At 70.9% G+C, this 18,086-nt stretch carries 16 protein-coding genes; 9 read left to right on the top strand and 7 right to left on the bottom strand.

Features of this window, described 5'->3' with window-relative positions; all coding sequences use genetic code 11:
• The first annotated feature begins 77 nt into the window (after positions 1-77).
• Positions 78-1,430, top strand: a complete 1,353-nt coding sequence (locus ACIREE_RS12390) for an NADP oxidoreductase (protein WP_404150150.1) — start codon at positions 78-80, stop codon at positions 1,428-1,430.
• A gap of 22 nt (positions 1,431-1,452) precedes the next feature.
• On the opposite strand, the gene ACIREE_RS12385 is transcribed toward ACIREE_RS12390, so the two are convergent.
• A complete protein-coding gene (locus tag ACIREE_RS12385; protein WP_404150149.1) occupies positions 1,453-1,836 on the bottom strand; it encodes an ArsR/SmtB family transcription factor in 384 nt (127 codons plus the stop codon).
• Between the two features lie 176 nt (positions 1,837-2,012).
• Between ACIREE_RS12385 and ACIREE_RS12380 the strand changes: the two genes are divergently transcribed.
• Positions 2,013-3,095: an NADH:flavin oxidoreductase/NADH oxidase gene (locus ACIREE_RS12380; protein WP_404150147.1), complete on the top strand. Its 1,083-nt coding sequence runs from the start codon at positions 2,013-2,015 to the stop codon at positions 3,093-3,095.
• A 49-nt stretch (positions 3,096-3,144) separates the two neighbouring features.
• On the opposite strand, the gene ACIREE_RS12375 is transcribed toward ACIREE_RS12380, so the two are convergent.
• From ACIREE_RS12375 to ACIREE_RS12365, 3 genes are read right to left on the bottom strand one after another with little or no spacing between them, the layout of a single operon-like run.
• The gene (locus ACIREE_RS12375; protein ID WP_404150145.1) at positions 3,145-3,396 is read right to left on the bottom strand and encodes a non-oxidative hydroxyarylic acid decarboxylases subunit D; all 252 of its coding nucleotides are present in this window, start codon (positions 3,394-3,396) and stop codon (positions 3,145-3,147) included.
• A gap of 32 nt (positions 3,397-3,428) precedes the next feature.
• On the bottom strand, positions 3,429-4,856 hold the full coding sequence (gene vdcC / locus ACIREE_RS12370; protein WP_404150144.1) for a non-oxidative vanillic acid decarboxylases subunit C: 1,428 nt from the start codon (positions 4,854-4,856) through the stop codon (positions 3,429-3,431).
• A 28-nt stretch (positions 4,857-4,884) separates the two neighbouring features.
• The gene (locus ACIREE_RS12365; protein WP_404150142.1) at positions 4,885-5,478 is read right to left on the bottom strand and encodes a non-oxidative hydroxyarylic acid decarboxylases subunit B; all 594 of its coding nucleotides are present in this window, start codon (positions 5,476-5,478) and stop codon (positions 4,885-4,887) included.
• 84 nt (positions 5,479-5,562) lie between these two features.
• Between ACIREE_RS12365 and ACIREE_RS12360 the strand changes: the two genes are divergently transcribed.
• Both ACIREE_RS12360 and ACIREE_RS12355 read left to right on the top strand, forming a co-directional pair.
• Entirely contained in the window at positions 5,563-6,468 is a 906-nt protein-coding gene (locus ACIREE_RS12360) for a helix-turn-helix transcriptional regulator (protein WP_404150140.1), read from the top strand.
• Positions 6,469-6,518: 50 nt separating this feature from the next.
• On the top strand, positions 6,519-7,349 hold the full coding sequence (locus ACIREE_RS12355; RefSeq protein ID WP_404150138.1) for a transporter substrate-binding domain-containing protein: 831 nt from the start codon (positions 6,519-6,521) through the stop codon (positions 7,347-7,349).
• A gap of 13 nt (positions 7,350-7,362) precedes the next feature.
• Here the strand turns inward: ACIREE_RS12355 and ACIREE_RS12350 are convergent, their stop codons facing one another.
• The gene (locus ACIREE_RS12350; protein WP_404150135.1) at positions 7,363-8,931 is read right to left on the bottom strand and encodes a M81 family metallopeptidase; all 1,569 of its coding nucleotides are present in this window, start codon (positions 8,929-8,931) and stop codon (positions 7,363-7,365) included.
• On the bottom strand, positions 8,928-10,124 hold the full coding sequence (locus ACIREE_RS12345; RefSeq protein ID WP_404150132.1) for an ROK family protein: 1,197 nt from the start codon (positions 10,122-10,124) through the stop codon (positions 8,928-8,930). The genes ACIREE_RS12350 and ACIREE_RS12345 overlap by 4 nt, the downstream gene beginning before the upstream one ends.
• A gap of 229 nt (positions 10,125-10,353) precedes the next feature.
• On the opposite strand from ACIREE_RS12345, the gene ACIREE_RS12340 reads away from it, so the two are divergent.
• From ACIREE_RS12340 to ACIREE_RS12320, 5 genes are all read left to right on the top strand, one after another.
• On the top strand, positions 10,354-12,231 hold the full coding sequence (locus ACIREE_RS12340) for a peptide ABC transporter substrate-binding protein (protein ID WP_404150130.1): 1,878 nt from the start codon (positions 10,354-10,356) through the stop codon (positions 12,229-12,231).
• The gene (locus tag ACIREE_RS12335) at positions 12,228-13,178 is read left to right on the top strand and encodes an ABC transporter permease (RefSeq protein ID WP_404150128.1); all 951 of its coding nucleotides are present in this window, start codon (positions 12,228-12,230) and stop codon (positions 13,176-13,178) included. Before ACIREE_RS12340 ends, ACIREE_RS12335 begins: the two co-directional genes overlap by 4 nt.
• Positions 13,175-14,077 carry an ABC transporter permease gene (locus ACIREE_RS12330; protein ID WP_404150125.1) on the top strand — a complete coding sequence of 301 codons (903 nt, stop codon included), beginning with the start codon at positions 13,175-13,177 and terminating at the stop codon, positions 14,075-14,077. Before ACIREE_RS12335 ends, ACIREE_RS12330 begins: the two co-directional genes overlap by 4 nt.
• 57 nt (positions 14,078-14,134) lie before the next feature.
• Entirely contained in the window at positions 14,135-16,174 is a 2,040-nt protein-coding gene (locus ACIREE_RS12325) for a dipeptide ABC transporter ATP-binding protein (RefSeq protein WP_404150123.1), read from the top strand.
• A gap of 92 nt (positions 16,175-16,266) precedes the next feature.
• The gene (locus ACIREE_RS12320) at positions 16,267-17,355 is read left to right on the top strand and encodes a WD40/YVTN/BNR-like repeat-containing protein (protein ID WP_404150120.1); all 1,089 of its coding nucleotides are present in this window, start codon (positions 16,267-16,269) and stop codon (positions 17,353-17,355) included.
• A 23-nt stretch (positions 17,356-17,378) separates the two neighbouring features.
• Here the strand turns inward: ACIREE_RS12320 and ACIREE_RS12315 are convergent, their stop codons facing one another.
• A complete protein-coding gene (locus ACIREE_RS12315; protein ID WP_404150118.1) occupies positions 17,379-18,056 on the bottom strand; it encodes a uracil-DNA glycosylase in 678 nt (225 codons plus the stop codon).
• Positions 18,057-18,086: the final 30 nt, after the last annotated feature.

Here is an 18,086-nt window from a genome sequence, read left to right as displayed (position 1 = left end):
CACGCGACAAACTCTCCCCGTAGGCGCTTCCCGGTGCCATGCTGAAGAGCATCAGCGCACTGCGGAAGGAGCCGCCCGTGCCGCACATCGCCGTTGTCGGATCGGGGCCGAGCGGGGTCTACACCGCTCAGAGCCTCATCCAGCAAGGCAGCCTCCCGGACATCCGCGTCGACGTGCTCGACCGGCTGCCGTGCCCGTACGGCCTGGTGCGCTACGGCGTCGCGCCCGACCACGAGAAGATCAAGTCGTTGCAGGGCACCCTGCGGACGGTGCTGCAGGACGAGCGGATCCGCTTCCTCGGCGGTGTCGAGATCGGCCCCTCGCTGCCGCCCGCGAAGCTTCTGGAGCTGTACGACGCGGTCGTGTACTGCGTGGGCGCCGCGGCCGACCGGCGGCTCGGGGTGCCGGGCGAGGACCTTCCCGGGAGTTGGTCGGCGACCGACTTCGTGGCCTGGTACAGCGCCCACCCCGACGCGCGCGACGACGGTTTCGTCCGGGACGTGCGCTCCGCCGTCGCGATCGGCGTCGGGAACGTGGCGGTCGACGTGACGCGCATGCTGGCCCGCGGTGCCGCCGAGCTCGCGCCCACCGACATGCCGCAGGCGGCGCTCGGCACACTGGCCGCGAGCGCGGTGCGGGACGTCTACATGGTGGGCCGGCGGGGCCCGTCACAGGCCCGCTTCACCACCAAGGAGCTACGCGAGCTCGGCGCTCTTCCAGGCGCCGAAGTCGTCGTGGACGAAGCCGAGTTGATCCTCGACCCCGGATTCCGCGACCCCGCCGCGCTGCCCACGGCCGTCCGCCGCAACGTGGAGGTGCTGCGCGGCTGGGCAGGCCGACCGCGCCAGGGCGCCGCCCGCCGGATCCATCTGCGGTTCTTTCTGCGGCCCGTCGAGATCGTCGAGGGGCGCGGGCGGGTCGCGGCGGTGCGCTTCGAGCGGACCCGGCCGGACGGGCACGGGGGCGTGCTCGGGACGGGCGTGTGCGAGGAGATCGCCGCGGAGCTGGTGCTCCGGTCGGTCGGGTACCGCGGGGTGCCGCTGGCGGGGCTGCCGTTCGACGCGGGCCTCGGGACGGTTCCGCATGCGGCGGGGCGGGTGCTGCGGGGCGGCCTCGTCTCCCCCGGTGAGTACGTCGCGGGGTGGATCAAGCGCGGCCCGACCGGGGTCATCGGCACGAACCGGCCGTGCGCCAAGGAGACGGTGTCGTCCCTCCTCGACGACCTCGCCGAGCTCACCGGCGCTCAGGAACGGGCGCGGGATCCACTGGCCGGGCTGCTCGCCGCCGGGGTGCGGCCCGTGGAGTGGGACGGCTGGCGGTCGATCGAGCGGGCCGAGGCGGCGCTGGGGCTCTCACTCGGGCGCGGTTCCGTCAAGATCTCCGACTGGGCAGGGCTGTTGAGCGCGGCGCGAGGCCCGTCCGGGGCGTGACACCTTCCGGTATGCGGCGCGTTCAGGCCGCCCCGCTGCCGCCGAGCCGGTCGGCCTGCCGGTCGGCCGCGTCGAGAACACGGTCGAGCAGGCCGGGGAACAGGGCGTCCAGATCAGCTCGGCGCAGTCCGTTCAGCTTCGTCGTACCACGGTAGACCTGCTCGATCACGCCACTCTCGCGCAGCACCCGGAAGTGGTGCGTGGACGTGGACTTGGTGACGGGCAGGTCGAAGTGGGAACAGGAGAACCCCTGGGAGTCGACCCCCCGCGCTGCCGCCATCTCGCGGACGACGGCGAGACGCATGGGGTCGGCCAGTGCGTGCAGCACCGCTTCGAGCCGGATCTCCGCGCGGTCGGGGTGCGCGAGGGTGCGGCTGCCGGTGGTGTGCGCTGCGGCGGTCGTCATGGCGGATCCCCTTGTGTCTGCGTGTGACGGCGATCCGTGGTTCGTGTTCGACCCGCGCGATCCCGGACCCCGCGGTCCGAGCTCATTGTACGAGACTCCTCGTAGTTTGACAGTCGCCGTACTACGATGCCTATCGTAGTAGGCAAGAAATTGAGCACGTACGAATGGAGTCCGGCGTGAGCACGCTGTTCGAGCCCTACACCCTGCGGTCACTGACGGCTGCGAACCGTGTCTGGATGCCGCCGATGTGCCAGTACAGCGCCGCCCCCGAGGGCCCGCTGACCGGCGCGCCCACGGACTGGCACTTCCAGCACTACGGCGCGCGGGCGGCCGGCGGCACCGGCCTGATCATCGTCGAGGCCACCGGGGTCAGCCCCGAGGGCCGCATCTCCCCGTACGACCTGGGCATCTGGAACGACGCGCAGGTGGAAGCCTTCCGCCGGATCACGACGTTCTTCAAGTCCCAGAACACGATCCCGGGGATCCAGCTCGGACACGCGGGCCGCAAGGCCTCGACTGACCGCCCCTGGAAGGGCGGCGCGCCGCTCGGCCCCGAGGACCACGGGTGGCAGGCGGTGGCGCCGAGCGCGGTGCCGTTCGACGACACGCACCCGGCGCCGGCCGAGCTGACGGCCGACGGCATCGCGGAGATCGTCCAGCAGTTCGCCGACGCCGCGCGGCGCTCCCTCGACGCCGGGTTCGAGGTCGCCGAGATCCACGGGGCGCACGGCTATCTGATCGGCCAGTTCCTCTCCCCGCACAGCAACCGGCGTACGGACGAGTACGGCGGCTCGTACGAGAACCGCACCCGCTTCGCCCTGGAGGTCGTCGACGCCGTGCGTGCCGTGTGGCCCGACGAACTCCCCTTGTTCTTCCGTATCTCCGCCACCGACTGGCTGGCGGGCGAGGCCGGCTGGACCGCCGACGAGACGGTCCGCTTCGCCGCCGAACTCCAGGCGCACGGCGTGGACTTGATCGACGTGTCGACCGGCGGCAACGCCGCGGGCGTCCGCATCCCGGTCGGCCCCGGCTACCAGGTCCCGTTCGCGGCGCGCATCCGAGGCGAGGCCGGGGTGCCGGTCGCCGCCGTCGGCCTGATCACGGAAGTCGAGCAGGCCGAGAAGATCGTCTCCAACGGCGAGGCCGACGCGGTGCTGCTCGGCCGCGAGCTCCTGCGCGACCCGTCCTTCGCCCGCCACGCGGCGCGCGAGCTGGGCGCCGACGTGCACGTGCCGGACCAGTACCACCGGTCCGTCTGAGCCGTGCCACCACGACGGTGCCCCCGCCCGGCCGGGGCACCGTCGTCGCTCAGTGTCCGGCGTCGGCGCGCAGCGGCGGTATCGCCGGTACCTCGATCGCCCGGTCGATGTCGGCCTGCGTCAGCTTGAAGATGTCCGGGTAGGCGTCGCGCCGGGTGCGGCGGGCGGGTTCGGTGGTGCGCCAGGTGTAGAGGCAGCGGTCGCACTGGAGCACGTCCCACACCCCGCGTACGGGCGAGGTGGCGAGCGGGCTGATCGCCTCGAAGGCGCAGCGGGGGCATTCAACGGGCAGGTTCTGCACGGGACTTGGCCTTTCTTCGGGACTCTTCGTGTTCAGTGGCGGGCCGCGATGAGGCGCTGCAGACGGGCCGCCCACTCGGCGGTCTCGGGCAGGTCCTTGGCCGGGGTGGAGAAGTTGCCGCGGACATCGGGGGCGACCGGAGTCGTCGCATCGATGATCATCTTGCTGGTGATGCCGGCGGGCTGCGCCGCGGGCGCGAGTTCGAGGACCGACAGGTTCGGGATGACGACGACGTCGTCCTTCGGGTTGACCTTCGCCGACATGGCCCACATGACCTGCGGCAGATTGAAGGGGTCCACGTCCTCGTCGACGAGGATCACCTGGGACACGTAACCGAGTCCGTGCGGTGTCGTCATCGCGCGCATGCCGACGGCCTTGGCGAAGCCGCCGTACCGCTTGGCCGTGGAGATGACCACCATCAGGCCGTGGGTGTACATGGCGTTGACGGCCTGCACCTCGGGGAACTCGGCGCGCAGCTGCTTGAGCAGGGGGACGCAGGTGTTGGGGCCGACGAGGTAGTCGACCTCGGTCCACGGCATGCCGAGGTAGAGCGACTCGAAGACCGGGTTCGTCCGGTACGAGACGCGGTCGACGCGGATGACGGGCATCCGGCGGCCACCGGAGTAGTGGCCGGTGAACTCCCCGAAGGGGCCCTCTATTTGACGGGTGCGGGACTCGATGACGCCCTCGATGACGACCTCGCTGCCCCACGGCACGTCGAAGCCGGTGAGCGGCGCGGTGGCGATCGGCGCGGGCGCCCCGCGCAGTGCGCCGGCCATCTCGTACTCGCTCTGGTCGTACGCCATCGGCATCCCGGCGACGATCGCCATCACGGGGTCGTTGCCGAGAGTGATCGCGATGGGCAGGTCCTCGCCCACCTCCTCGGCCTTGCGCAGGTGCTGGGCCACGTCGTGCATGGGGACCGGCTGGAAGGCGAGGCGGTCCTTGCCGATGACCTGGATGCGGTATGTGCCGACGTTCTGCTTGCCGAAGTCGTCGGGGTCCTCGGGGTCGCGGGAGACGACGGCGGCCTTGTCGAGGTAGAAGCCGCCGTCGCCGTCATTGAGGCGGAAGAGCGGCAGGACGGAGAAGAGGTCCACGTCACCGGCCTCCTGAGCGTTCTCGCGCCAGGGTGCGTCCTCGCGCCGTTCGGGTGCGACGGGGAAGGCGTCCCAGCGGCGGGCGAACTCCTCGACCTGCTCCTTGACCGGGGTGCCCCGCGGCAGACCGAGGGCGAGCGCGTGATTGGCCCAGGAACCGTGCACGTTCAGCGCGATCCGGGCGTCGGTGAAGCCCTTGACGTTGTCGAAGTAGAGGGCGGGGGCGTTCTCGCCGATGCGGCCCGTCGCGTTGGCGGCGGCCGCCAGATCGGGCTCGGGCAGCACCTCGTCGGTGATGCGCAGCAGCTGCCCCTCCTTCTCCAAGGTGGCGAGGAAGCTGCGCAGATCGTCGTAGGCCATGGTGAATTCCTTTGTGGGGTACGGGACTTCAGGCGGCGTCGCGGGCGGCGGCGCGAGCCGCGCGCATGCCGGCCCAGCGCCGGGCGGCGGGCGCGGGCAGCTCGAACTGGTCGAGGATGCGGGCCGTGATGTGGTCGACGATGTCGTCGACGCTCCGCGGATGGTTGTAGAAGGCGGGCATGGGTGGCACCAACTGCACGCCCATACGGGCGAGTTCAAGCATGTTCCGCAGATGGATCTCGCTCAGCGGGGTCTCGCGGGGCACGAGGACGAGCTTGCGGCGCTCCTTGAGGACGACATCGGCGGCGCGCGCCACGAGCCCTTCGGCGTACCCGGTCCTGATGCCCGCGAGGGTCTTCATGGAGCACGGCACGATGACCATGCCGTCGGTGCGGAACGAACCGGAGGAGATGGTGGCGCCCTGGTCGTCCGGGTGGTGCGTGACGTCCGCGAGCGCGGACACCTCGGCGACGGACAGGCCGGTCTCCAGCTCGATCGTGGTGCGCGCCCAGCGGGAGAGGACCAGATGGGTCTCCACGTCCGGCAGCTCGCGCAGGTTCTCCAGTAGCCGGACACCGAACGGCGCGCCGGTCGCTCCGGTCATGCCTACGACCAATCGCACAGTGCCTCTCCTCATACGTCGCTGACCTGTGCTTTCACGCTAGGCGGCGGGACGGACCCGGGAGCGGTACGCTCGGGACTCGGCATGGGGAAAAACGGACAGGATGCAGGCGCCGCCCGGGGCGCGGACGTCAGGGAGCTGGCGTACACGCCGACCGTCGGTGCGCCCGCCGGGGTCGAGGTGATGGAGCTCGCCGATCTGTACGAGCGGGCGCGGCGGCACGGCAACGACCCGTACGTCCCGCTGCGCCCCGCCTTCCACCAGCTGATCGGGGCCCGCGCACGGCCGCTGCGGATGTGGGTGGACTTCGTCGAGCAGGAGCTGCGGCCCGGGTCGTGGCTGTGGATCCGGGCGGGGCAGGTGCAGCGGTTCGGTGCGGATCTGGCGGCGGCGGACGGGGTGATCGTGCTGTTCAAGGCGGGCTTCCTGCCGCCCGCCACGGTCTCGGCCGCGCACATGGATCCGCCGTACGAGCAGTACCCGCTGGCGCCGCGGGGGCCGGCGGCGGAGGCGGTGGCGCGGGCGCTCGACCATCTCCGTCACGAGTACGGGGCGATGGCCTCGCTGCCGCTTCAGGCGCACACCGAGGTGGTGCGCGCCCTGCTGTCCGTGCTGGTGGTGCGCCTGGCGGCGGTGCGCGATCCGGCGCCGGACGCGGGGGCGGTGTCGGGCACGTTCCGCCGCTTCCACGCGGCCGTCGAGCGGGACCACGCGGTGACCCGGCGGGTCGAGGACTACGCGGCGGCCCTTGGGTACAGCCCGCGCACGCTGACCCGGGCGTCGCTCGCCGCGACGGGCCGCACCGCCAAGCAGTACGTCGACGACCGGGTCCTGCTGGAGGCCAAGCGGTTGCTGTGGCACAGCGGCCTGCCCGCACGGGAGGTGGCGGCCAGGCTCGGCTTCGACGATCCGAGCGACTTCACCAAGTTCTTCCGGCTGCGGGCGGGCGAGACACCGGGGGCGTTCCGCGGGGGTCCGCGCAGCGGTTGATCTGCCAAGGTGATCACGTCATTTTGCAACCGTCTTGCCGAGGAGTCGCGATGAGCCGCCGCGCGTCCAAGCAGCGTGCCGCCACCCTGTCCGCCCTGGTCTGCCTGCTGGCCCTGACCGCCGCCGCACCCGCGGCACCCACGGCCGCGCACCAGCCCGCGAAGAAGCCGCCGGGCAGCCTGCTGGACTCCGTACCGAAGTCCGGGGTGCTGCGGGTCTGCACGACGGGCGACTACCGGCCGTTCACGTACAAGGACCAGAAGGACGGTTCGTACAGTGGCGTCGACATCGACATGGCGAAGGATCTCGCCAAGAGCCTGGACGCCAAGGCCCGCTTCGTGGACGCCACTTGGGCGAACCTGGTGAGCGATCTGTCGGCCGGGAAGTGCGACGTCGCGGTCGGCGGTGTCTCCATCACGCTGCCCCGCGCCCGCCAGGTCCACTTCAGCGAGCCGACGCGCGAGGACGGCAAGACGCCGGTCGTGCGCTGTGCCGACAAGGACACGTACAAGACGCTCGACGACATCGACAAGCCCGGCACCAAGGTGATCGTCAACCCCGGTGGCACGAACGAGCAGTTCGCCCGCGCCCACATCCAGCAGGCCACCATCACCGTCCACCCGGACAACACCACGATCTTCGACGAGATCGTGGCGGGCCGGGCGGACGTGATGATGACGGACGCGAGCGAGACGCTCTACCAGGCGAAGATCCACCCCGAGCTGTGCTCGGTCCACCCCGACGAGCCGTTCACGTTCTCGGAGAAGGCGTACGCGACGCCGCGAGGGGACCGCGACTTCCAGGAGTACGTGGACCAGTTCGTGCATCTGGCGAAGCACGACGGGACATACGCAACCTACGAGGCGGAGTGGATGAGTTGAGCCGCCAGGGCTTCTAGAGCAGGACCGGCGTGAGGTCGGGGCCGCCGTCCCCCGTCTCGTACGCGTCCTCGTCGAAGGGGTAGAGCGGGCGCTCCACCCGGTGGTGGCCCAGGCGCAGCAGGTCCTGGTCGACACCGCCGGGGGTGAGCGCGAGCAGCCAGTCGGCGGCCATGTCGTACAGCTCGGGTTCCAGGTAGCCGATCTTGACGACGACGAGGTCGTACGTACGCGGGTCGATGCCGAGGCCGCCCTCGGCCGGGCCCAGGAAGTCGGCGAGCGTGTGGAAGGGCTTGCGGCGCTCGACGAGGATCACGGTGAGGCCGCCGACGCGGACGGCCGCCATGTCGACGCCGCGGTCGTAGGCGCCGCCCGCGGCCGGGTACGCCTGGTCGGCGGCGCGCTGCAACGCCGTTACGGTGCCGGTGAGTTCGTAGGGGCCGCCGTGGTTCGCGTCGACCTTGCCGCCGACGGAGAGCGTCACCTCGGCGCCGACTCCGGCCGCGAAGCAGGCGGCGACGGCGGCCGGGTCGGTGATGCCCGGGTGGACGGCGGTGACCTCGCCGGTGCGGATCGCGTCGTGCGCGAGGAGCTTGCCCAGCATGTACGCGAGGTCGCCCGCGCCGCCGGCCGTCGGGTTGTCGCCGGAGTCGCTGATGAGGAAGGGCCGTTGATCGGAGGCGACGGCCTTCTCGATGCACTCCTCGGCGCTGCCGGTCGGGCCGACGAACACGAAGTCCTTGCGGGCGTCCCAGTAGCGGCGGGCCAGCAACTCGGCCTCACGGGCGGCGAGTTCGGCGTCCTCTCCGGTGACCACGATGGCGGCCTTGCAGCGCGGCTCGTCGGCCCAGGCGTAGCCGACCCACATCGCGGCATCGAGGATGCCGTCCTTCTTCTCGATCTCGGCGAGCGAGGCGTAGAGGGACTTTGCGGGCTCCAGGCGGGTGCTGGTCTTCTCCCCGGGAAGGAGGACGGGGACCTGGACCCAGGCGCGGTGCGGGCGGACGTCCTCGCGCAGGCAGTGCACGAGGTTGCGGGCGGCGCGCTCGCGGGTGTCCCACGCGTCCTCGTGCGGGGCGAGCCGGTGGGCGGTGAGCAGGTCGATCGGCTCGGCGAAGCGGCGCGAGACATTGCCGTGCAGGTCCATGGCGGTGGAGATCATGGGCCGGCCGCCGCCGGGGGTGCCGATGTGGTCGAGCGCGGCGCGGACGGCCTCGGTCAGGTCGCCCTCGGCGTCGGTCAGGCCGACGACGCTCATGGCGCCGTGGATGTCGTAGACGAGTCCGTCGAGCGGGCCCGCTTCCCGTATACGGGTGACCAGTTCGTTCTTCAGGATCAGGTACGACTCGGCTTCCACCGGGCCGCCGGGCAGCGACGTCGCGTGCAGGAGCGGCACCCATTCCACGAGGTCGGCGAGGTCGCTGTCGGCCCGCGTCCACGTGTAGCGGTCGAGGAGGTCCTGGCCGCGGGTCTGCCGGAAGTCGTCGGCGGTGGAGCGGTGCGGGCAGAACGTGGACGACTCGATGCCGATGCCGCCGATGCCGATGCGCAGGCGACGGCTGGGTGCGGGGGTGGTGCCGGTCATGCGGGGGCGCTCTCTTCCTGAGGTGCGGGAGGTGCGGAGGTGGCTGTCGAGAGGGTCTGGTGCAGCGCCGTCAGACCCGCGCCGAGCAGGCCCGCGTCGGGGCCCGCGGTCGTCGTGGTGATCTCCAGGTCCGCGGTGGCGAGCGGCAGGCAGCGCTCATAAAGGACACCGCGGACGGCGGCGACAAGGGGCTCTGCGGTGGCGAGGACGCCGCCGAGGGCGACGGCCTGCGGGTTGAAGAAGTTCACGACGACCGACAGGACGGTGCCGATGTGCCGTCCGGCGGTGCGCACGAGGGTGGTGGCGACGGGATCGCCGTCGGCGACGAGCTGGAGGAGTTCGCTCGTCCCCGCCACCTCGATGCCCTGCGCCGCGAGTTCACGGATCAGAGCGGCGCCGCTCGCGACGGTCTCCAGGCAGCCGATGTTGCCGCAGCTGCACGGCCGCTCACCCGCCGCCTCGACGCGTACGTGGCTGATGTCGCCGGCACTGCCGGTCGCGCCGTCGTGCGGGCGGCCCGCGACGACGATGCCGCTGCCGATGCCGCGGCCCGCCTTGACGACGACCATGTGATCGAGGTCGGGCCGGGTCGTGCGGTGTTCGCCGACGGCCATCATCGTCGCGTCGTTGGCCACGGTGACGGGCATGCCGAGCCGCTCGGCGAGGACCTCGCGCAGCGGGTAGCGGTGCCAGCCCGGCATGCGTGAAGGGCTCAGGACGCGGCCGTCGGCGGGGGCGACGGGCCCGGGGAAGGCCACGCCGAGCGCCCGCACGGTGCGCCCCGACTCCCGCTGCGCGGCGGCGAGCCGGCCCACTTGCGCGCACAGCCAGTCGACAGCGGATTCGGGGCCCGCGGTGATGTCGTGCGGCAGGTCGACGGCGCCGTGGACGGTGCCCCCGAGGTCGATCGCGCCGAGCCGGGCGTGGTGACTGCCGAGGTCCGCGGCGAGCGCGACCCCGCCCCGCGCCTGGACCCGCAGCAGCCGCGGCCGGCGCCCGCCGCGTGAGGCGCCCTCGCCGGATTCGGTGAGCACGCCCGCCGAGACGAGCTCCTGTACGCGCAGCGACACCGTGGAGGGGGCGAGCCCCAGTTCCCGTACGAGGTCGGCCCGGGAGGACGCGGCGCCGGACGAGACGAGCCGGAGTATGTGCTGCGCCGAGCCCGGCTCGCCTTCGTGCGCTGTGTCGGCCATGCCGCCCCCTGGTCGTTCTCACACTTGCTTCGACGGGTTAGTTCGATATCGCACCGAACATTAACCATGACCGAACCAAGTTGACCAGGGCGCGGGCGATTTTGCAGTACTTTCCGAATGAACCTATTGACTTGATTCGAACGGTCGACTTAGCGTTCGGGCGCCCCTCCGTCGATCCGTGGCACGGAGCAGGCGCCCCTTTTCCTGGTCCCCTTGGAGGCCCTTCGGCATGCGTTCCCTCAGGTCAACGGCGTCCGCCGCGCTCGCCCTCGCGGCGACGCTGGTGGCGCTCACCGGCTGCACGCACGAGGGCGGCCGGATCGCGATGGGCCCCACCGGCGGCACTCCCGTCGAGGGCGGCACGGCCACGATGGCGCTGCCGCCCGCGGCGACGCCCAACTGGATCTTCCCGATCGGCGCGCCGGGCTACGGAGCCTCGTACAACTACGCCATCCAGACGCTCCTGTACATGCCGGTCTACGACGCCGTGCAGGAGAAGGGCGAACTGACCACGACCGGCCCGAGCACGCTCGGCCTGAAGCCGACGTACAGCGACGGGAACACGACGGTCACCCTGCCGCTGCGGCACGGCGTCACATGGTCGGACGGCACCCAGGTGACCGCCCGCGACCTGGAGTTCTGGTTCAACCTCGTCAAGGCGAACAAGGCGGACTGGGGCAACTACTCGGTCGGCACCATGCCCGACAACGTGAAGAAGTTCGAGGTCGTCGACGACCACACGGTGCGGCTGCGTCTCGACCGCGCGTACAACCCGGACTGGTTCACGGCGAACCAGCTCACCTTGATGCGGGCGATGCCGCAGCACGCCTGGGACGCCACGAAGGACGGCGGGAAGGTCGGCGACTTCGACCGGACCACCAAGGGCGCCAAGGCGGTCTTCGCCCGGCTCACGCAGCATGCGAAGAGCCTGGGCTCGTACGGCAGCGACCCGCTCTGGAAGACCGTCAACGGGCCCTGGAAGCTCGCCGGTTGGCGGGACACCGGGCAGGTGACGATCGTCCCGAACGAGAAGTACACCGGCCCGAAGTCCGAGCGGCCGCATCTCGACAAGGTGGTCTTCAAGCCGTTCACCACCTCCGACTCCGAGTACAACGTGCTGCGCTCCGGCGGTGTCGACTACGGCTACATCCCGCCGTCGGTGATGGCGCAGAAGGAGAAGTTCCAGGACAAGGGGTACCGCGTCGACCCGTGGGAGGGCTGGGCGGCCACCTACATCGTCTACAACTTCAACTCCACGCACGCGGGCCCGGCGATGAGCCAGCTCTATGTCCGGCAGGCGATGCAGCATCTCGTCGACCAGAAGGCGATGAGCAAGGTCATCTGGCAGGGCAGCGCGACAGCGACGCTCGGCCCGGTGCCGGTCACGCCGAAGAGTCAGTACCTGTCGGAGAAGATGGAGCACAACCAGTACCCCTTCTCCGTCGCCAAGGCCACGTCGCTGCTCTCCGCACACGGTTGGAAGACCGACGACGGCGTCGCGCGCTGCGTGCGCCCAGGTTCGGGCGACGACGAGTGCGGCACGGGCATCGGGAAGAACGACCCGCTGGAGCTGACCCTGCTCTCGCAGTCCGGCTCGACCGAGACGACGAACATGATGCAGGAACTCAAGTCGTCGCTCAGCAAGGCCGGCATCGGCCTCACCGTGCGCCAGCAGCCGCTCAACTCCGTCCTCGGCAACTCCGTCCCGTGCAAGAAGAAGGACTCCGGCTGCGACTGGGACATGTCCTTCTTCGGCACCGCAGGCAGCTGGTACTACCCGCTCAACCCGAGCGGCGAGCAGCTCTTCTCGACCGGTGCGTCCGCCAACTTCGGCAACTACAGCGACAAGAAGGCGGACCGGCTCATCCGGGCCGTGCAGTACGCCCCCGACATGAAGGCCGTCCATGAGTACGGCGAGTACCTCGCCGAGCAGCTCCCGGTGATGTGGATGCCGAACCCCGCCTACCAGGTCTCCGTGATCCGCAACGACCTGCGGGGCATCGAGCAGAACCCCACGGTCACGTTCGCGCCGCAGCACTGGTACTACGTCAACAACTCCAAGAGCGTCAAGAACTCCCAGAGCGTAAAGAAGGAGGCCGCGAAGTGACCGGCTTTCTGGTCAAGCGTTTCCTTCAGGCGCTCGTCGTCCTGTTCCTCGTCTCGATCATCGTCTTCACCCTGCTGCACCTGCTGCCGGGCGGGCCGGCCCGCGCGATCCTCGGCCCGAAGGGCACGCCGCAGCAGATCGAGCACTTCAACCACCAGCAGGGCTACGACCGTTCGCTGCCGACGCAGTACCTGATGTACCTGAAGCGACTGCTCACCGGCGACCTCGGCGACTCGTACAAGCTGAACTCCCCGGTCTTCGAGCTGTTGAAGCAGCGGCTGCCCAAGACGCTGCTCCTGACGGTCCTTTCGACGGTGCTCGCGGTCGTCATCGCGGTGCCGCTCGGCCTGCTGCAGGCGGTGCGGCGCGGCAAGGCGTCCGACTACGCCCTCACCGGGCTCGCCTTCCTGCTCTACGCGACGCCGGTGTTCTTCCTCGGCCTCATCATGATCATCCTGTTCGCGCAGGTGCTGCCGATCTTCCCGGCGGAGGCGCCGCAGGGCGAGACGATCAGCCAACTCCTGGGTGACTTCTCGGGGTTGATCCTGCCGGTGGTGACGATGGCGTTCGGCATCGTCGCCATGTTCAGCCGCTACATGCGCTCGGCCGTCCTCGACAACCTCACCGAGGAATACGTGCGCACGGCGATGGCGAAGGGCCAGTCGAACCGCCGGATCATGGTCAAGCACGTGCTGCGCAACGCCCTGATCCCGCTCGCCACCCTGCTCGGCCTCTACCTGCCGACCCTGTTCAGCGGCGCGCTCGTCGTCGAGTCGATGTTCAACTACCCAGGAATGGGACTGCTGTTCTGGAACGCCGCGCAGGGCTCGGACTTCCCCGTGCTGCTCGGTGTGACCCTCGTCGTCGGCATCGCGACCGTGCTCGGCTCGCTGCTCACCGACATCCTGTACGCCGTCCTCGACCCCCGGATCCGGAGCGTGGCATGACGACCGCTGTGACTTCTCAGATACCGGGGCAGGAGGAAGCCGCGCAGGCCACGCCCTCACTCGCCCGCCGCACCCTGCGCGTGTTCACCGGCAACAAGCTGGCCCTGAGCGGTGTCGTGCTGCTCGTGCTGCTGCTGGCCTTCTGCTACCTGGGCCCGCTGGTGCACCCCACCGAGCAGACCCTGACGGACCTCTCGCAGGCCAATCTGGCGCCGGGCACCGCCGGGCATCTCCTCGGCACCACCGACCTCGGCTACGACATGGTCGGCCGGCTGATGACCGCGGGGCAGACCTCGCTCGAGATCGGCCTGGCGGCAGGGCTGCTGGCCACCCTGTTCGGGACCGTGTACGGCGCCGTCGCCGGGTACTTCGGCGGCTGGGTCGACGCCGCGATGATGCGCGTCACGGACGCGGCGCTCGCCATCCCCGCGATGTTCCTGCTCGTGGTCGTCGCCGCGATCATCACGCCCAGCAAGGGCGTGCTCATCCTCATCATCGCGGGCGTCGCCTGGCTCTCCCCCGCCCGCCTGGTGCGCGGCGAGGCGCTGTCGCTGCGCAACCGGGAGTACGTGCAGGCCATGCGGATGATGGGCGGCGGCGGCGCCCGCGCGGTCTTCAAGCACATCGTGCCGAACGCCATCGGCACGGTCATCGTCAACTGCACGTTCCAGATCGCCGACGCCATCCTCTACGTCAGCTATCTCGCCTTCCTCGGCCTCTCCATCCCGCCGCCGTCCGCCGACTGGGGCTCGATGCTCTCCGCCGGCATCACCTACACGCAGAACGGCTACTGGTGGCTGATCTTCCCGCCGGGCATCGCGATCGTCCTCGTCGTCGCCGCGTTCAACTTCATCGGCGACGGGCTGCGGGACGCCTTCGAAGTGCGGCTGCGCAAGTAAGAGCCGGTCTTTGCACGTCAAGGATCAAAGGTTCTCAGGGATCTAGGGAAAGCTGACATGACCGAGCCTCTGCTCAGGATCGACGACCTGCGGGTCGACATCGCCACGCGCGACCGCACCGTCCATGCCCTCGACGGCATCTCGCTCGACCTCGCGCCCGGCGAAGCGCTCGGCGTCGTCGGCGAGTCCGGCTGCGGCAAGACCATGACGGCACTCAGCGTGCTCGGCCTGCTGCCGCCCGGCGGCGCGGTGACCGGCGGCCGCATCCTCTTCGACGGGCACGACCTGGCCGCGGCACCCGCGCCCGTCCTCCAGGACGTCCGTGGCAACACCATCGGCATGGTCTTCCAGGACCCGCTGACGTCCCTGAACCCGACGATGACGATCGGCGCGCAGGTCGCGGAACCGCTCCTGCTGCACCGTGGCGTCACGCGAAAGGAGGCGTGGGCGCGGGCCGAGGAGACCCTGCGGCTCGTCGGCATGCCGCAGCCGGCCGAGCGGATGAAGGCGTACCCGCACCAGCTGTCCGGCGGCATGCGTCAGCGCGTCGCCATCGCCATGGCGCTGGTCTGCGAGCCCAAGCTGCTCATCGCGGACGAGCCGACGACCGCCCTGGACGTGACGACGCAGCACCAGATCCTCGAACTCATCGACGATCTGCGGACGCGGCTCGGCATGGCCATGATCCTGGTCACGCACGACCTCGGCGTCATCGCCAACCGTGTCGACCGGGTGGCGGTGATGTACGCGGGCAAGGTCGCCGAACAGTCGGATGTACGGGACCTGTTCGCGCGGCCGCGGCACCGCTACACGGAGGCGCTGTTCGCGGCGCTGCCCGAGCGCGCCGCCGACCACGAGACCGAGCTGCACACGATCGCGGGCCTGCCGCCGAGCCTGACGGTGCGCCCGACGGGCTGCCGCTTCGCGCCGCGCTGCCTCTTCGCGACGGACGAATGCCGTACACAGGAGCCGGCCCTCGCCGACGACGAAGTGCGGGGCTCCGCGCACCGGTTCGCCTGCTTCCATCCGGTGCCCGACGTGCGGGAGGCGGCCCCGGACGCGGTGGTGGCTCCCCCGGCGCTGCCCGCACAGGACACCGTTCCCGGGGACGGTGACGTCCTCCTGGAACTCGACGCACTGGTCAAGGAGTTCCCCCTCAAGGGCGGCCCGTTCTCCCGCTCCAGGGGCACGGTCAGCGCGGTCGGCGGGGTGAGCCTGACCGTGCGCAAGGGCGAGACGTTCGGCATGGTCGGCGAGTCCGGCTGCGGCAAGACGACGCTGGGGCGGATCGTGGCGGGCCTGGAGGAGCCGACGGCCGGCGCCGTCCGCTTCGAGGGCCGCGACCGCGCGGAGCTCTCGCGCGCCGAACGCCGGGCACACCGCAGGCGCGTGCAGCTGATGTTCCAGGACTCGACGGCGGCGATGGACCCGCGCATGCGCGTCGGCGAGATTCTGCGCGAACCGCTCGTCATCCAGGGTGTGGGCAACCGTACGGAGCAGGAGAAGCTGATCGGTGAACTCCTCGACGCGGTCGGTCTGCCGCGCGGCGCGGTGCACCGCTATCCGCACGAGTTCTCCGGCGGCCAGCGTCAACGCCTCGGCCTGGCACGGGCGTTGACGCTCTCGCCGGATCTCGTGGTGGCGGACGAGCCGGTCTCCGCGCTCGATGTGTCGGTGCAGGCGCAGATCCTCAACTTGATGCGGGAGCTGCAGCGCGAGCGCGGTCTCACGTACCTGTTCATCTCGCACGACCTGGCCGTGGTCCGCTATCTCGCCGACACGGTCGGCGTCATGTACCTCGGCAAGCTCGTCGAGGTCGGCCCCGCCGAACAGGTCTACGCCCGGCCGCTGCACCCCTACACGCGTGGCCTGCTCGACACGGTGAACGTCCCGGACCCCGAGTCCGCCGCCTCCGGTACGCCACTGACGGGCGAGACCCCGTCGGCCGCGCGGCCCCCGTCCGGCTGCCGGTTCCGCACCCGGTGCCCGCTGGCCCAGGAGATCTGCGCGACGACCGAACCGCCGGTGTCGCGGCCCGGCTCCCCGGACCACCAGGTGGCCTGCCACTTCCCGCTGGGGGTCGCCGTGCCCGCCTGACCTGCGACACCACCGCGCGAAGCGGCCGTTGTCAGTGGCGGGGTGCAGACTGGCCGATACCTGGAGACAACGACGTTTCGGAGGTGTTCGGCATGACCGATGTACTGCTCGCGGTGGGTACGCGCAAGGGCCTTTTCCTGGGGCGCAGGCGCGGTGGCGCGGCCTGGGAGTTCGACGAGAGTCCGTACTTCAATGCCCAGGCGGTCTACTCCGTCGCACTCGACACCCGGGGGGAGGCACCACGGCTGCTCGTGGGCGGGGACAGCGCACACTGGGGGCCGTCCGTCTTCCACTCGGACGACCTCGGGCACACCTGGACCGAGCCCTCGTCGCCCGCCGTCAAGTTCCCCAAGGACACCGGGACTTCACTGGAGCGGGTGTGGCAGCTGCACCCGGCGGCCGCCGAGCCGGACGTGGTGTACGCGGGGACGGAGCCGGCGGCGCTGTACCGCTCGGCGGACCGCGGCGAGACGTTCGAGCTGTGCCGCCCGCTGTGGGAGCACCCGACACGGTCGCAGTGGGTGCCGGGCGGCGGCGGTGAGGGCCTGCACACGGTCCTCACGGACGCGCGGGACCCGCGGGCCCTGACGGTGGCCGTGTCGACGGCCGGGGTGTTCCGCTCGTCGGACGGCGGCGAGAGCTGGGCCCCGTCGAACTCGGGGGTGTCGGCCGTGTTCCTGCCCGATCCGGACCCGGAGTTCGGGCAGTGCGTGCACAAGGTGGCGCGGGACGCGGCCGACCCGGACCGGCTGTATCTGCAGAACCACTGGGGCGTGTACCGCAGCGACGACGGGGGCGCGAAGTGGTCCGACATCGGGGAGGGCCTGCCGTCGACGTTCGGCTTCGGCGTGGCCGCGCACCCGCACCGCGGCGGCACGGCATACGTCTTCCCGATCACCGCGGACTCCGACCGGGTCCCGGCCGACCGCCGGTGCCGGGTCTTCCGCACCCAGGACGCCGGCGAGACCTGGGAGCCGCTGAGCAAGGGGCTGCCCGAGGGCGACCACTACGGCACGGTCCTGCGGGACGCGCTGTGCACGGACGACGCGGACCCGGCGGGCGTGTACTTCGGGAACCGCAACGGGGAGGTGTACGCCTCGGCCGACGACGGCGACAGCTGGCAGCAGGTGGCATCCCACCTGCCGGATGTGCTGTGCGTGCGTGCGGCCGTCGTGGGGTGAGTACAGGGCCGGCGGACCCGTTCCTAGGGAAGGCGCCAGTCCACCGGCTGCGCGCCGAGCCCCGTCAGCAGGTCGTTGGTCCTGCTGAACGGGCGGGAGCCGAAGAAGCCCCGGTCCGCCGACATGGGCGAGGGGTGCGCGGACTCGATCGCCGGCAATTGCCCCAGCAAGGGGCGCAGATTGCGCGCGTCGCGCCCCCACAGCACCGAGACCAGCGGCCGGTCCCGGGCGACCAGCGCCCGGATCGCCTGCTCGGTGACCTCTTCCCAGCCCTTGCCGCGGTGGGCGCCCGGGGAGCGCGGCGCCGTGGTCAGCGCCCGGTTGAGCAGCAGTACGCCCTGCCGCGTCCAGGGCGTGAGGTCACCGTTGGAGGGCCGGGGCAGGCCCAGGTCCGCGTGCATCTCCCGGAAGATGTTCTCCAGGCTGCCGGGCAGCGACCGCACTTCGGGCGCGACCGCGAAGCTCAGCCCGATCGCCATCCCCGGGGTGGGGTACGGGTCCTGGCCGACGATCAGCACGCGGACGTCGTCGAACGGCTGCTGAAAGGCTCTCAGCACGTTCGCCCCGGCGGGGAGGTAGGTACGGCCCGCGGCGATCTCGGACCGCAGGAAATCCCCCATGGTCGCGATGCGTTCGGCCACCGGCTCCAGGGCCTTCGCCCAGCCCGGTTCGACAAGTTCGTTCAAAGGTCGTGCTGCCACGACGCGTCACTCTACTGCCCCACGGCGACG

The sequence above is a fragment of the Streptomyces sp. NPDC102467 genome, assembly GCF_044765445.1.
GTDB lineage: Bacteria > Actinomycetota > Actinomycetes > Streptomycetales > Streptomycetaceae > Streptomyces.
This window is presented reverse-complemented; position numbering and strand designations above follow the sequence as displayed.

What these genes read in the sequence shown, in the direction of transcription:
- ACIREE_RS12385 (WP_404150149.1), bottom strand. Translation starts at nt 1,836, where the DNA reads ATGACGACCGCCGCAGCGCACACCACCGGCAGCCGCACCCTCGCGCAC.
- vdcC (WP_404150144.1), bottom strand. Translation starts at nt 4,856, where the DNA reads ATGGCCTACGACGATCTGCGCAGCTTCCTCGCCACCTTGGAGAAGGAG.
- ACIREE_RS12360 (WP_404150140.1), top strand. Translation starts at nt 5,563, where the DNA reads ATGGGGAAAAACGGACAGGATGCAGGCGCCGCCCGGGGCGCGGACGTC.
- ACIREE_RS12355 (WP_404150138.1), top strand. Translation starts at nt 6,519, where the DNA reads ATGAGCCGCCGCGCGTCCAAGCAGCGTGCCGCCACCCTGTCCGCCCTG.
- ACIREE_RS12350 (WP_404150135.1), bottom strand. Translation starts at nt 8,931, where the DNA reads ATGACCGGCACCACCCCCGCACCCAGCCGTCGCCTGCGCATCGGCATC.
- ACIREE_RS12345 (WP_404150132.1), bottom strand. Translation starts at nt 10,124, where the DNA reads ATGGCCGACACAGCGCACGAAGGCGAGCCGGGCTCGGCGCAGCACATA.
- ACIREE_RS12340 (WP_404150130.1), top strand. Translation starts at nt 10,354, where the DNA reads ATGCGTTCCCTCAGGTCAACGGCGTCCGCCGCGCTCGCCCTCGCGGCG.
- ACIREE_RS12330 (WP_404150125.1), top strand. Translation starts at nt 13,175, where the DNA reads ATGACGACCGCTGTGACTTCTCAGATACCGGGGCAGGAGGAAGCCGCG.
- ACIREE_RS12325 (WP_404150123.1), top strand. Translation starts at nt 14,135, where the DNA reads ATGACCGAGCCTCTGCTCAGGATCGACGACCTGCGGGTCGACATCGCC.
- ACIREE_RS12320 (WP_404150120.1), top strand. Translation starts at nt 16,267, where the DNA reads ATGACCGATGTACTGCTCGCGGTGGGTACGCGCAAGGGCCTTTTCCTG.